General features: G+C 71.6%; 13 protein-coding genes. 7 read left to right on the top strand and 6 right to left on the bottom strand.

What is annotated here, in order from left to right; all coding sequences use genetic code 11:
• Positions 1-373 precede the first annotated feature (373 nt).
• On the top strand, positions 374-688 hold the full coding sequence (locus tag ACFSC0_RS03865; protein WP_377280428.1) for a UrcA family protein: 315 nt from the start codon (positions 374-376) through the stop codon (positions 686-688).
• A gap of 249 nt (positions 689-937) precedes the next feature.
• A complete protein-coding gene (locus ACFSC0_RS03860; protein ID WP_377280429.1) occupies positions 938-1,258 on the top strand; it encodes a UrcA family protein in 321 nt (106 codons plus the stop codon).
• Between the two features lie 80 nt (positions 1,259-1,338).
• On the opposite strand, the gene ACFSC0_RS03855 is transcribed toward ACFSC0_RS03860, so the two are convergent.
• Both ACFSC0_RS03855 and ACFSC0_RS03850 read right to left on the bottom strand, forming a co-directional pair.
• Positions 1,339-1,596, bottom strand: coding sequence for a hypothetical protein (locus ACFSC0_RS03855; protein WP_377280430.1), 258 nt, complete (start codon positions 1,594-1,596; stop codon positions 1,339-1,341).
• Between the two features lie 63 nt (positions 1,597-1,659).
• Positions 1,660-2,178: a GNAT family N-acetyltransferase gene (locus tag ACFSC0_RS03850; RefSeq protein ID WP_377280431.1), complete on the bottom strand. Its 519-nt coding sequence runs from the start codon at positions 2,176-2,178 to the stop codon at positions 1,660-1,662.
• 72 nt (positions 2,179-2,250) lie between these two features.
• On the opposite strand from ACFSC0_RS03850, the gene ACFSC0_RS03845 reads away from it, so the two are divergent.
• Positions 2,251-2,733 (top strand): SRPBCC family protein, encoded by a 483-nt coding sequence (locus ACFSC0_RS03845; RefSeq protein WP_377280432.1) that lies wholly within the window; start codon positions 2,251-2,253, stop codon positions 2,731-2,733.
• Positions 2,734-2,792: 59 nt separating this feature from the next.
• The gene (locus ACFSC0_RS03840) at positions 2,793-3,071 is read left to right on the top strand and encodes a hypothetical protein (protein WP_377280433.1); all 279 of its coding nucleotides are present in this window, start codon (positions 2,793-2,795) and stop codon (positions 3,069-3,071) included.
• Positions 3,072-3,083: 12 nt separating this feature from the next.
• Here the strand turns inward: ACFSC0_RS03840 and ACFSC0_RS03835 are convergent, their stop codons facing one another.
• The 4 genes from ACFSC0_RS03835 to ACFSC0_RS03820 form a co-directional block, all read right to left on the bottom strand.
• Positions 3,084-3,890 (bottom strand): class I SAM-dependent methyltransferase, encoded by an 807-nt coding sequence (locus ACFSC0_RS03835; protein ID WP_377280434.1) that lies wholly within the window; start codon positions 3,888-3,890, stop codon positions 3,084-3,086.
• 7 nt (positions 3,891-3,897) lie between these two features.
• Complete coding sequence (locus ACFSC0_RS03830) at positions 3,898-5,712, bottom strand: hypothetical protein (protein WP_377280435.1); 1,815 nt, start codon at positions 5,710-5,712, stop codon at positions 3,898-3,900.
• Positions 5,713-5,760: 48 nt separating this feature from the next.
• Positions 5,761-7,302: a flavin-containing monooxygenase gene (locus ACFSC0_RS03825; protein ID WP_377280436.1), complete on the bottom strand. Its 1,542-nt coding sequence runs from the start codon at positions 7,300-7,302 to the stop codon at positions 5,761-5,763.
• A 115-nt stretch (positions 7,303-7,417) separates the two neighbouring features.
• Entirely contained in the window at positions 7,418-8,002 is a 585-nt protein-coding gene (locus ACFSC0_RS03820) for a hypothetical protein (RefSeq protein WP_377280437.1), read from the bottom strand.
• A gap of 290 nt (positions 8,003-8,292) precedes the next feature.
• On the opposite strand from ACFSC0_RS03820, the gene ACFSC0_RS03815 reads away from it, so the two are divergent.
• The 3 genes from ACFSC0_RS03815 to ACFSC0_RS03805 all read left to right on the top strand — a co-directional run bounded on the left by ACFSC0_RS03815 (position 8,293) and on the right by ACFSC0_RS03805 (position 12,711).
• On the top strand, positions 8,293-10,005 hold the full coding sequence (locus tag ACFSC0_RS03815) for a PAS domain-containing sensor histidine kinase (protein ID WP_377280438.1): 1,713 nt from the start codon (positions 8,293-8,295) through the stop codon (positions 10,003-10,005).
• A gap of 70 nt (positions 10,006-10,075) precedes the next feature.
• Positions 10,076-11,335, top strand: a complete 1,260-nt coding sequence (locus ACFSC0_RS03810; RefSeq protein ID WP_377280439.1) for an MFS transporter — start codon at positions 10,076-10,078, stop codon at positions 11,333-11,335.
• Positions 11,332-12,711: an MFS transporter gene (locus tag ACFSC0_RS03805; protein WP_377280440.1), complete on the top strand. Its 1,380-nt coding sequence runs from the start codon at positions 11,332-11,334 to the stop codon at positions 12,709-12,711. The genes ACFSC0_RS03810 and ACFSC0_RS03805 overlap by 4 nt, the downstream gene beginning before the upstream one ends.
• Positions 12,712-12,787: the final 76 nt, after the last annotated feature.

Raw genomic sequence — 12,787 nt, 5'->3', positions numbered from 1 at the left:
CGCGGCAAGGAGATCACCGGCAGCCGCACCGGCGCGATGCGCAGCTGCATCGCCGGCGTCGAAGCCGAGATGACCGAGAAGCTCGCCGCCCAGCAGTCCGGCGCCCAGACCTTCGCCGCCCGCTAGGTCCACGTCAGGGGCCGCGGCCCCTTCCAACCGCGCCCGCGAACAGAAGCCCGCCAGTCTGCCTGGCGGGCTTCTTTGCGTCCGGTCCTCGCCGGCCTGCGTCAAGTGTTCGTCATCCATTACATTGTCGTAACTTCCTTAAATCGGCGTCATTACGCCCCTTTAACAAGACTTCTCCAGGGCGCCTGAGTATCCATCAGGTCATAGACGAACACGTCAACAACACCGCTGCTCAGGAGAAACGCAGATGACCAACTACACCAACAAGATCGCCGGGATCGCCGCCATCGCCCTCGCCGCCCTGCCGCTCGTCGCCATCGCCGGCATCGCCGAGGCCGCCCCGGCCACGGTGCAGGTCAGCGACCTCGACCTCTCCACCGCCGAAGGCAAGGCCCAGTTCAAGGCGCGCGTGAACGACGCGGCGCGGGACTTCTGCCGCGGCAAGGAGATCACCGGCAGCCGCACCGGCGCGATGCGCAGCTGCATCGCCGGCGTCGAAGCCGAGATGACCGAGAAGCTCGCCGCCCAGCAGTCCGGCGCCCAGACCTTCGCCGCCCGCTAGGACCTTCCCCCGGGGTGCGGCCCCCTCCCTACCGCGCCCACGAACAGAAGCCCGCCAGTCTGCCTGGCGGGCTTCTTTGCATTTGATCTCGGCTGTCTGGCGTTAAGTGTTCGATATCCATTACATGGACGTAACTTCCTTAAATCGGCGTCATTACGCCTCTTTAAGAAGACATCGACGGGGCAGCGGAAGTATATCCTAAGTCATAGACGGAAACGTCGACAACATCGCTGCTCAGGAGAAACGCAGATGACCAACTATGTGAACAAGATCGCCGGGATCGCCGCCATCGCCCTCGCCGCCCTGCCGTTGGTCGCCGTCGCCGGCGTCGCCGAGGCCGCCACCGTCAAGATCAGCGACCTGGATGTCGCCACCGTCGAAGGCCAGCTGGAGTTCCAGTCGCGGGTGAAGGACGCGGCGAGCGACTTCTGCCGCAGCCACGCGACCCCCGGCAGCCGCGCCCGTTCGCACGGCGCCTGCATCGCCGCCGTCCAGGCCGAAATGAACGACAAGATGAGTCAGGTGCAGCAGGCCCGGGCTGTGAAGGCCCAGACGTACGCCGCCCGCTGATCTGCAGGAGCGCCGGGCGGGCGCCTCACCCGCCCCGCAGACATGAAGCCCGCCGGTTCCCCGGCGGGCTTCTTGCCGTTTCAGCCGCCGTAGCCGCGGGCCCCGTCGGGCTCGGACGGATCCTCGCCAGGCGCGGCGTAGCCGCCGTCGGGAAGGTCCTTCCCCCGCTGGGTGGACAAGTCCGGCTCGCCGGGCAGCCGGGCGCCCTTGTCCTCGTCGGGCGCGGGGATCGTCGGGTCCGCCTCGCGCTCGCCGCCGAAGCTTCGTGGGCCCCTGCGGCCCGGCAGGCTGCCGCCGTCGGTCAAGCTGCCTTCGGCCTTCTCGTGCTCGTTCGCCATCGGGCGCCTCCTCCTCGTCATGGGCAGACGACGACGGGAGGAGGCCGCCGGTTCCCGAACCGGTCAGATGAAGAGCTCCGGCGCCGCGCTCCAGACGAGGCCCGCCCAGCCGTTGTCCTCGAAATCCAGCTCCGGCCGGCGGGTCAGGCCAAGGCGGCCCATCACCGCCTGCGAGCGCAGGTTGTCGGGGGCGGTGTAGCTCAGCACCTCGGCCAGGCCGACGCGGCCGAAGGCGTCGGCGAGGGCGGCGCGGGCGGCCTCGGTGGCGTAGCCCTTGCCCGAGGCGGCGCGCACAAGCCGCCACCCCACTTCGAAGCCCGGATCGCGCGGGTGGCCCGGGAAGACCGGCATGACGCCGACATAGCCGATGAAGCCGCCGCCGCGCTCGTCCACCGCCCAGCGACAGTACCCGAGCGCGTCGAAGGCGGCCTGATACCGCTCGAGCTTGGCCCGGCTCGCGTCCAGGCTCTGGGGCCCGCCATAGTCGGCCATCACCTCCGGGTCCGACTGCATGTCGGCCAGCGCGGCCAGGTCGTCCGCACACCAGGGGCGCAGGATGAGCCGTTCTGTCGTGATCTTCATGCCCCATGCTCGCGCGGTTGCAGGCGCGGTCAAGCCGCTGGCCAAGGTTGCGCTTTGTGCGACTGTGAGGCCATGCGCCGACTCGCCCTCATCCCGCTCGCCGTCCTGACCCTCGCCGCCGGCGCCGCCCAGGCGGCCGACTATGTCTCCATCGTCCAGGAGGCGGAGGTCGCCCGGCCGCCCGAGGTGGTCTGGAAGAAGGTCGGCGGCTACTGCGACATCGGCGGGTGGATGCGCACCACCTGCGAGATCACCGCCGGCAACGACGGCGAGGTGGGCGCCGTGCGCCGCATCGCCGGGCGCATCGACGAGGTGCTCGTGGCCCGCACCGCCACCGCCTACACCTACATCCAGCCCAAGTCGCCGATCGACTACCACGGCACGGTCGAGATTCTGCCGACGTCGGACGGCAAGGGCAGCCGCATCGTCTACAGCCTGTTCTACGACGCCGAGTCCCTGGGGACGCCCGAGGCCAGGGCCGCCGACCGGGCCCGCCGCGCGGCGATGTTCGCGGGGGTCCTGAAGACCATGAAGGCGATCGCCGAGGCCGACTAGGCGCGTGGCCGGCCGGGCCCGCCGGTGGTAGACTGGAGGCGAGTTTCGGAGCCGAACCGATGTCCGCCATCGTCCTCGCGGCCGCCCTCGCCGCCGGCGCGCCGGCCGCCCCCGCCACCGACCTCGCCGCCTGCAAGGCCGACCGGCCGATCCCGGCCCAATCCCTGGACCGCCCCGGCGCGCGCAAGCTGGGCGAGCTGCCGCCCGGATCCCTCTACCGCACGGTCCTGCGCCGCGTCGGCGACTGCGACATCGTCGAGGTCAACGTCGGCGGCGCCTGGACCCTGAAGCCCGCCGGCCGCGTCCCCCGCGCCACCCCGGCACGCAAGGGCTGGTAGCCGCCTGGGCGGCTAGCCGGCCACCGAGTGGGTCATCGGCTCCGGCAGCGGACGACCGTAGAGCAGCCGGGTGCGGACCTTGAAAATGAGTATCCCCTCCTCCGCGTGCGGCGTCAGCGCGTCGCGAAGGTCCGCATCGAATGCGGCGCTGCGGTCCGGGCCCAGCTTGGCGCGGGCCCAGGTGGCGCGCGAATGCTCGCCGTCGATGAGGGCCTCGAGGCTCATCCGCACCTCGTGCGAGAACTCGGCGCGGCGGGGTTCGCCGATCCAGGCCTCGTGGGCGCGCGATCCGGCGATCATGGCCGGATCGTTCCAGACCCCGCCCAGCCGCTCCACCCAGCCGCGGATCACCGCGCCGTAGGCCTCCCGCCAGGGCGCCTCGGCCGGCCCGTCCCCCTCGACGACGGCGATGACTGCACCGGGCCGGAGCCAGCGGGCGAGCCGCGGGAAGAGGCGGGCGTGATCCATCCAGTGGATGCTGGCGCCGGCCGCGGCGAGGTCGAAGCCGCCGTCCGGCGCGTCGAGATCCTCGATCGGGCCGTGCATCCAGCGCAGGTTCGGATGGGCGCCCGCGTCCGCCGCCTGTCCGGCCGCGATCATCGGCGCGGACAGGTCGGCGGCCCAGACCTCGTCGAACCGGTCCGCCAGCGGAATGGCGAGCTTACCGGGCCCGCAGCCGAGGTCGAGCGCCCGGGCGCGTCCGCTCGCCAGCCCGGCCAGGGCCTCGATCAGCGCCGGCGGGTAGGGCGGGCGGTTGGCGTAGGCGCGGGCCACGTCCGCGTCGTCGAAGTCCTCGCCGCTGTTCTTCGGCTGGGCCACCGCGCTCTCAGGTCGCCCAGCGCACCGGGCGCTCGGGCGTGTAGGCGCAGAAGGCGCCGGTGCGCACCGAGAGCTCCAGGTGCCGGCCGAGCGCCGGGTGGGCTTCGGCGATCTTCTTGACCGCGCTGCGGATGCGCCAGGTGACGGCGGTGCGCGCCTTCTCGGCCGGATCGTCCAGCTTGCGGCCGCGCCCGCCCAGCCCCATGGCGGCGGAGAGCTGCTCGATGAGCGCGTCGAGCTCGGCGCCCAACCGCTCGGTGCGGGCCAAGTCCCCGTCGCGCTCGGCGTCGGCCATCTGTTCCTGCAGGTCGCGGATGCGCCTTTGGCAGGCGGCGCGGGCCCGCCCGTCCATCGCCGCCCCGGCGTCGCCCTCGGCCGCGCGGCCGGCCAGGTCCATGCAGTGGATCCGCTCGCCGGGCGCGGCCAGCAGCAGGGCCAGGTCCCGGCAGCCCTTCATGTCCGGCAGGTGGGCGGACTTGCCGGCGTAGGCCGCCTCCCACAGACCGCCGCTGCGCACGAACCGCGCCTCCTCGGCGGCGGGAGAGGCGGGGGTGGGCGCGGACGGCTCGGCGGTCAGGCCGACGCGGCCCAGGCCTTCGACCAGCAGCGCCAGATCCTCATCCCGGCAGAAGGGATTGGCGTCGAGCAGTTGGCGGACCGCCCTGGCGGGATCGGGTTCGCGGCCGCCGTTGATGCTGACCCGGAACTCCTCGAGGAACTTCGGGACATGGGCGCGGGCCTCCGCGACCCGGTCCAGCAGCGCCAGGCAGGCGGCGGTCACGGCGTGCTGCTCGAACACGATGTTGGGCGGCGCACGCTCGAGCAGCTCCAGCGCCGCCTCCAGCCGGCGGGCGCAGAAGTGCGGGATGGCTGCGGTCAGCGGGTACCAGGGATCGTGCAGCGGATTGAGGCGGAAGGCCTTGGCCGCCATCCCCGCGGCCCTCTCCGGCTCGCCCAGGTAGGCCCACAGAGGGGCGGCCTGCATCAGCAGGTCGGCGACATTCGGGCTGAGCTCCAGGGCCCGCTCCAGCCTCGCCCGACCTTGCGCGAAGTTGCGCCGATAGACGTGGGTGCGGCCCAGCACCAGCTGGACGATGGGATCGAGGTCGTCGAGCTCCTCGGCCCGCCGGGCGTACTCCAGCGAGAGCCGGTCGTCGGCCTCCTCCTGGGGCGTGGCGCGCCGCCAGTTCCAGCGCTTGAAGTGGCTGAGCGAAAGGCCGGCGTAGGCGCGCGCGTAGGTGGGGTCGATGGACAGCGCCCGCTCGAACAGCTCCCGCGCGGCCTCGTCGTCCTCGGCGGTGGCGCGGCGCAGCCGCTCGTGCCCGCGCAGCCAGCAGTCGTAGGCCTCCAGGCTGCTCACCGGCCGGGAGCGGACCTGGGCGAGCCGCCCGAGGTTCAACCGAGCGCAGATCTGGTTGGCGAGGAGGGCGGCGGCGTCCTCCTGGGCGGCCGGCGAGGGACGGGAGGGAAGCTGGAGCCGCTGGCTCCATAGCACCCGGCCCGAGTTCGCCTCGATCAGGTCGGCGCCGACCTGCAGGCCCTCCGGCGCGGCGCGGAGGGATCCGTCCACCAGGTGGGTGACGCCGTAGGTCTCGTGCATCCGCCGCGGCTCGAGCTCGGCCTCGGGCAGGGCGAAGGAGGTGCGGCCGGCGAGCACCTCGATCCCCGGCCAGCGGGCCAGCTCCAGCGTCACGTCCTCGAGGAAACCCGCGCCGACGCGCGCCGCGTCAGGCTCGAGCCCGACGCGGCGGAACGGCGTGACCGCGATGAACGCCGCCCGCCGGGTGGCGGCCGGATCGTTCGGCTGGACTTCCACGAACATGGTTCGCGGAACCTAGCTCAGCTCGACGCCGAGCCCAACCTATGGCTGTCAGGCGGGCGTCGGCTCGCGGGCCCGCGCCGGGGCCTCGGCCTTGCCGTAGTGGAAGACGGAGTCGTCCAGGTCGACGGCCGGCAGCTCCTCGGCCTCGCGCATGTAGTCCTGGGTGTGCTGCCACTCGGGGCTGGCCCCGCGCTTGGGCATCAGGTGCAGCGCGCGCATGAGATAGCTCGGGTTGAAGTTGTCCGGGTCCATCCAGGGCAGCAGCTCCATGTCCTTCTCCTCGGGACGGAGCTCGGTGGTGACCTTGGTCACCCCCTTGGCCTTCATGTGCTTCAGGAGCCGGCAGACGAAGTCGCCGAGCAGGTCGGCGCGCAGGGTCCAGCTGGCGCGGAAATAGCCGAACACCCAGACGAGGTTCGGAACGCCGGTGAACATCATGCCGCGCCAGGTGACGGTCTTGGCGAAGTCCACCCGCTGGCCGTCCACCACGAAGGCGATGTCGCCCAGCACGCACATGTTGAAGCCGGTGGCGGTGACGATGATGTCCGCCTCCAGCGTCTCACCGGACTTCAGCAGGAGCCCGCCTTCGACGAAGCGCTCGATCTCGTCGGTCACGACGGAGGCCTTGCCCTCGCGGATGCCCTTGAACAGGTCTCCGTCCGGCACGAAGGCGATGCGCTGGCGCCACGGCAGGTACTTGGGCGTGAAGTGCTTCTCCACGTCGTAGCCCTCGGGCAGCGAGGCCTTCACCATCCCGAGCAGCTCCTTCTTGACCGCTTCCGGCTCGGAGAAGGCGCGCTTGGTGAAGAGATTGCCCATGTGCAGCCGCTGGCGGCGCACGATCTCGTGGATCCAGGTCGGGTCGATCTTCAGCGCCCGCAGGGTGTCGGCCAGCTCGTCGGCGTTGCGGCCCGGCGTGAAGTAGGTCGGCGAGCGCTGCAGCATGGTCACGTGCGCGACCTCGTTGGCGATCGACGGCACCAGGGTCGCGGCCGTCGCGCCCGAGCCGATCACCACCACCTTCTTGCCCTTCAGCTCGATGTCCTGGGGCCAGGTCTGCGGATGGACGATCTCGCCCTTGAAGTCGGCCATGCCGGGCCACTCGGGCGTGTAGCCCTGGTCGTGCTTGTAATAGCCCTGGCACATCCACAGGAAATTGGTCGTGAAGCGCACCGGTTCGTTGGTGTCGGTGCGCACGCCCTCGACGTTCCACAGGCTGGTCGCGCTGTCCCAGCTCGCGTCGGTGATCTTGTGACGGTAGCGGATGTGCCGCCCCAGGTCGTTCTCCTCGATCACCTCGCCCATGTAGGCCAGGATCTTGTCGGCCGTGGCGATGGGATCGCCCAGCCACGGCTTGAACCGGTAGCCGAAGGTGTAGAGATCGCTGTCGGAGCGGATGCCCGGATACTTGTGGGTCCACCAGGTGCCGCCGAAGTTGTCCAGCGCGTCCACGACCAGGAAGCTGGTCCCGGGCGTCTGGTCCTTCAGGTGGTAGGCCGCGCCGATCCCCGAGACCCCTGCGCCGACGATCAGCACGTCGACGTGCTCGGTCTTGGTTGCGCTCGGCGCAGCGGCGGCCGTCATGGTCATCAGCTCCTCCTCCCAGGATCGCAGCGTGTCTCGTGGGGCCGTCCGGCCCCTGCGCCGTCATCGGCGTCACGATAGGTGAACGCTGATAACATAGGTGGCGCGGAGGCGCTACGCCTCAGCGGGCGGCGGCGACGGCGGCGCGGATCGCCGCGGCGGGGGCGACGAAGACGTTGGAGCGTTCGGGCCTGGCCGCGCCCGTCGCTTCGAGCCTCAGGCACAGGTCGCGGGGCTCGGCGGCGAGGTCGTAGGCCTTCCCGGCGGTCTGGGCGGGGCGGGCAGGCACGACATAGGCGGTGTAGGCGTAGCGACCGTTCTCGTCCCGCTCCAGCACCCGGGCGAGGCCGGGTGCGGCGACCCCGTCCGGGCTGCGCGCGCGGATGGCCAGGGCCTGACCCACCGCAAACGGCCCGAGCACCGTCACCCCTTGCGGATCCTGAAGCGGGCAGAGGTCGGCCTGCGCCTCGATGTCCTCCCGGGTCTCGGCCAGGGTGTTGAGATTGGCCTCGGAGGAGAAGTGGACGCGCAGGTAGGCGGGGTAGGGGGCGGTCTTGGGCTCGAAGTCCGCAGGCGCGGCGATCGCCTCGCGGGCCACCATGTCCACGCTCTCGAAGCGGTAGCTGCCCAGGCTCGGCGCGCAGGCGGCGGCGAGGAGGGCCAGCAGGGCCCCTGCGGCCGGGCCGTAGCGCGATGAGTGCGGCATGGCGGTCTCCTTCCGCTTCACGAGCCTGTGAGCTTAACCGCACCGCGCGCCGCGGCAACGGCTGTCGTCGGCGCGCGGGTCCTCCTGGCGAGGCCCGCCGATGTTTCACGACCCCGTGAGCTTGGCCCTGGCGTGAGCCCGGCCAAGGCTCGGAAGCGTTTGGACTTCTGCGGGTTGCGCCAGATCAAGGCGCGCCCAGCCCGGCCCGGCAGGCTCGTGCTGAGCGGTCTGCTGGGGCGACGGGGCCAAGGTGGGCGAGAATGGAGGCTGCGCGCCGCCATAGCATCGGGATGAGACGCTCCGCAGCCGCCAAGGCGGCGGCGGCGGCGCCGGCGGAAGACTGTCACGAACTGATCGACGCCAGCGAAGACGGCCTCTACGCCATCGACCGGGATTGGCGCCTTGTCAGGCTGAACGCCGCCGCGGAGGCCTATTTCCAGGTCAGCCGGTCCGAGGTCCTGGGTCGCCACCTCCTGGCCTGTTTCCCGCAGGTCCGTGGCACCTCCGTCGAGGCTGCGCTGACCCGGGTCATGGAGGGGGGCGAGGCGGAGCAGCTGGAAATCCCCTCCATCGTCTGGCCGGGCCGGCAGGTCGCCTTCAAGGTCTTCCCGACCTCCGGCGGGGTCGCCGTCTGGTTCCGGAACGTCACCGAGGCGCGGCTGGAGGAGGAGGCCCGGCTCGCCGAGCTGGAGGCCATCTACCGGACGGCGCCCGTGGGGATGGCGCTGCTCGACCGCAACCTCCGCTACCTGCGCTGCAACGACCGGCTGGCGGAGATCGACGGCGTGCCTGCCGGCGAGCACCCGGGCCGCCGCCTCGACGAGGTGGTGAACCCCGCCGTCGCCGAGGCCGCGGCGCCCATCCTGGCCAGCGTCATCGCCACCGGCCGCCCGATCCGCGACCTCGAGTTCTCGGCGTGGTCGCGGCAGCGCAACCAGATGCGCACCTGGGTCGCCAACGTCAGTCCCATGCCGGATCGGGACGGGCGGGTCGGCGCCCTGCTGATCAGCGTCGAGGAGATCACCGACCGCAAGCAGGCCGAGGCGGCCCTGGCCGAGAGCGAGACCAAGTTCCGGATCGCCCAGGAAGTCGCCCTGGACGGGTTCCTGATCCTCAAGGCCGTGCGCGATGGGAGCGGCGCCCTGGTCGACTTCACCATCGAGTTCGCGAACCGTGTCGCTCGAGAGTGGCGCGGGAGCGTGAACCGCGACCCGATCGGCGGCAGCCTGCTGGCCGCCCTCGGCCCGCATCGCGACCATCCCGACATCTTCCCGCGCTTCAGCCGCATCCTGGCCGACCAGGGGCGGCACGAGGCCATCGTCCGGTTCGAGACCGACGGGGCGGTGCGCTGGTTCCGCAACGCCGCCGTGGCCATCGATAGGGACCGGCTGGCCGTTTCCTTCCGGGACGTCACCCGCAGGGTGGAGGCCGAGCACCAGCTCAGGCTCGTGGTCCGGGAGCTGGAGCACCGGGGCAGCAACGTCCTGGCCCTGATCCAGGGGCTGATGCGGGTCACCCTGCGCGAAGCCGAGGACATGGACGAGTTCGAGTCCGCCTTCACCGAGCGCCTGCAGGTGTTGAACGCGGCCCAGTCGCTGGTGACCGACTCCTCCGGCGGGCCGGTGCCGCTGCGCGAGGTGGTGATGGGCGCGCTGTCGGCCTTCCGCCAGCCGGGGCTGCGGATCCGGCCGGGCCGGGACGTCACCTTGCCGCCGGCCGCCGCCATCTCGCTGACGCTGGCGCTGCACGAGCTGGCCACCAACGCCGTCAAGTATGGCGCGCTGTCGGTCCCGGAAGGCGTTGTCGACGTCAGCTGGCGCCGGAACCGCGGATGGACCGAGCTCCACTGGCAGGAGACGGGCGGGCCGACCGTCTCGCCGCCGCAGCAGCGGGGGCTCGGCTCTCCCCTCGTGGCCGGCGCGCTCACCAGCCTCCCGGGATCGGAGGTGCGCCACGAGTTCCCGCCCGAGGGCGTTCGCTGCCGGATGCGGTTCCGGACCTGAGCGGCGGCCCGGTCTCGGAACCGGCGGCGCTTGGGTGTACTTGTCGTCAATGCTGTCCGCGATCAGGCCCGTGCGGAGCCTGCTGCTGGCCATCTTCGTGATGATGGCCGGGAGCGGCTTCATGGCGACGCTCGTCAGCCTGCGGCTCGAGGGCGCCGGATATCCGCCCTTCGCTATCGGGCTGGCCGGGGCGGCCTATTTCGCGGGCCTGACCGGCGGGTCGCTCACGGTCGGCCGCATCATCCGGCAGGTGGGCCACATCCGCGCCTTCGCCGCCTTCGTGGCGCTGCTGTCGGCCAGCACCCTGGCTTACGCGGTTCATCAGCACATCGTGCTCTGGTCCGGCCTGCGGTTCGCCGACGGCCTGTGTGTGGCCGGGGTCTACGTCTGCCTGGAGAGCTGGCTCGGCGACCGCAGCGAGCCGCGCACCCGCGGGGCGGTCCTGGCGGGCTACATGGTGGCGCTCTACGCCGGCCAGGGCCTCGGGCAGTTCCTGCTGAACGTCAGCGACGAGAAGCCGTCGATGCCGTTCATCGTCGCCTCGATGCTGATGTCGCTGTCGATCCTGCCGATCACCCTGACCCGCAGCTCCAGCCCGGCGCTGGGCGAGGACCAGCCGCTGCCGGTCCGCCGGCTCTATACGATCTCGCCGCTCGGCGTGGTCGGGGCGGCCGTGACGGGCGTGATGCTGGGGGCCTTCTACGCCCTCGGCGCCGTCTTCATCCGCCGCCTGGGAGGGGACGTCTCCAGCGCCGCCCTGTTCATGAGCGCGGTCATCTTCGGCGGCGTCGCGCTGCAGCTGCCGCTCGGGCGGCTGTCCGACCGCTTCGACCGCCGCCGGGTGATCGTCGGGGTTTTCGCCGCCGCGGTGGCGGCCAGCGCCGCGATCGCGCTGACGCCCGCGCCCGGCCTGCCGCTGCTGGCCTTCGGGGCGCTGTTCGGAGGCCTCACCTTCGCGCTCTACCCGCTCTGCGTGGCCCATGCGAACGACCACGTGACCCCGGACCAGCGGGTGGGCGCCAGCGGCGGCCTGGTGCTCGTCTACTCCGCCGGCGCGGCGGTCGGGCCGCTGGCCGGCGCGACGACCATGACCTTCACCGGCGCGGGCGGGCTGTTCCTGTTCATCGCCGTCTGCGCCACGGCGGCCGTCGCCTTCGCTCTGTGGCGCCTGGCGGCCCGTGGATCGCCGCCGCAGGAGCGGCAGCGGGCCTGGATCGTCCTGCCGCGCACGACGCCGATGTCCGCCACGCTCGATCCGCTGGCCGCGGAGGCCCGGGACGCGCGCCGCAAGCGCCGCCTCGGCGTGACGGCCCCTTGGAGGAAACGATGAGCTTCGACAGCACCGCTCCGACGCGTCTTCCCGGAGGTCCGACCGAGTCCGCCACGCTGAAGCGCGCGGTCGCCGCCTCCGCCGTCGGCAACGCCACCGAGTGGTTCGACTACGGCATCTACGCCTATGGCGTCAGCTACATCTCGGCGGCCCTTTTTCCGGGGGAGGCGCAGCAGGCGACCCTGTTCGCGCTCGGAACCTTCGCTATCTCCTTCCTGGTGCGGCCGCTCGGCGGCTTCTTCTGGGGTCCGCTGGGCGACCGGTTGGGCCGCAAGCAGGTGCTGGCCCTGACCATCCTGCTGATGGCCGGCGCCACCCTGCTGGTCGGCCTGATCCCCTCGTACGACGCCATCGGCTTCTGGGCCCCGCTGGCCCTGGTGATCCTGCGGATGATCCAGGGCTTCTCCACCGGCGGCGAATACGGCGGGGCGGCGACCTTCATGGCCGAGTACGCGCCGGACGCGCGGCGCGGCTTCTACGGCAGCTTCCTGGAGTTCGGCACGCTGGCGGGCTTCTCGCTGGGCGCCCTGCTGATGCTCGGCTTCTCCCTGGCGCTCAGCGAAGAGGCGATGCGCGACTGGGGCTGGCGGCTGCCGTTCCTGGTCGCCGCCCCGCTCGGCCTGGTCGGCCTCTACCTCCGCTCCAAGATGGAGGACACGCCGGTGTTCCGCGAGGTGGAGATCGCCGGCGGCAAGGAGCCCACGCCGTCGGTGGAGCTGAAGGACCTGCTGGTCCGCTACTGGCGTCCGCTGCTGGTGATGGGCGGGCTGGTCGTGGCCCTGAACGTCGTCAACTACACGCTGCTCAGCTACATGCCGACCTACCTGGAGCGGCGGCTGGGCCTGACCACCCAGGAGGCGCTGGTCGTGCCCATCGTCGGCATGCTGTTCATGATGGTGCTGCTGCCGTTCGCCGGCGCGCTGTCGGACCGGCTGGGGCGCAAGCCCCTGTGGTGGTTCTCGCTGGTCGGCCTGTTCCTGCTGGTGATCCCGCTCTACCACCTGATGGCCGGCAGCCTGCTCGGCGCCGTCGTCGGGTTTGCGGCCCTCGGCCTGCTCTACGCGCCGCAGCTGGCCACCATCTCGGCGACCTTCCCCGCCATGTTCCCCACCCAGGTCCGCTTCGCCGGCTTTGCGGTCGCCTACAACGTCGCGACCTCGCTGTTCGGCGGGACCGCCCCGGCGCTGAACTCCTGGCTGATCGAGCGGACCGGCGATCAGCTGACGCCCGCCTACTACATGATGGGCGCCTGCGTGGTCGGCATGGTCGCCCTGCGGTTCACCGTCGAGACGGCCGGCGCCTCGCTGCGCGGGACCCATATCCCCGGCACCGAGGCGGCCCGGCGGGAGCTGGAGGCGCGGGGCGCGCCCGCCTAGGCGGCATGAAGAAGCCCCTCCGGCCTGGGGCCGAAGGGGCTCTTTTCAAACACAGCAGTGATCGGCCGGCGCGAGG

It is taken from the genome of Phenylobacterium terrae, assembly GCF_042681205.1.
Taxonomy (GTDB): Bacteria; Pseudomonadota; Alphaproteobacteria; order Caulobacterales; family Caulobacteraceae; genus Phenylobacterium; species Phenylobacterium terrae.
Note: the sequence above shows the minus strand (reverse complement) of the source record. Positions and strands in the feature narration are given on the sequence as shown.

Bases quoted from the DNA above. Each gene is read 5' to 3' on its own strand.
- ACFSC0_RS03865 (WP_377280428.1), top strand. From the start codon at position 374: ATGACCAACTACACCAACAAGATCGCCGGGATCGCCGCCATCGCCCTC.
- ACFSC0_RS03860 (WP_377280429.1), top strand. From the start codon at position 938: ATGACCAACTATGTGAACAAGATCGCCGGGATCGCCGCCATCGCCCTC.
- ACFSC0_RS03855 (WP_377280430.1), bottom strand. From the start codon at position 1,596: ATGGCGAACGAGCACGAGAAGGCCGAAGGCAGCTTGACCGACGGCGGC.
- ACFSC0_RS03850 (WP_377280431.1), bottom strand. From the start codon at position 2,178: ATGAAGATCACGACAGAACGGCTCATCCTGCGCCCCTGGTGTGCGGAC.
- ACFSC0_RS03845 (WP_377280432.1), top strand. From the start codon at position 2,251: ATGCGCCGACTCGCCCTCATCCCGCTCGCCGTCCTGACCCTCGCCGCC.
- ACFSC0_RS03840 (WP_377280433.1), top strand. From the start codon at position 2,793: ATGTCCGCCATCGTCCTCGCGGCCGCCCTCGCCGCCGGCGCGCCGGCC.
- ACFSC0_RS03830 (WP_377280435.1), bottom strand. From the start codon at position 5,712: ATGTTCGTGGAAGTCCAGCCGAACGATCCGGCCGCCACCCGGCGGGCG.
- ACFSC0_RS03825 (WP_377280436.1), bottom strand. From the start codon at position 7,302: ATGACCATGACGGCCGCCGCTGCGCCGAGCGCAACCAAGACCGAGCAC.
- ACFSC0_RS03820 (WP_377280437.1), bottom strand. From the start codon at position 8,002: ATGCCGCACTCATCGCGCTACGGCCCGGCCGCAGGGGCCCTGCTGGCC.
- ACFSC0_RS03815 (WP_377280438.1), top strand. From the start codon at position 8,293: ATGAGACGCTCCGCAGCCGCCAAGGCGGCGGCGGCGGCGCCGGCGGAA.
- ACFSC0_RS03805 (WP_377280440.1), top strand. From the start codon at position 11,332: ATGAGCTTCGACAGCACCGCTCCGACGCGTCTTCCCGGAGGTCCGACC.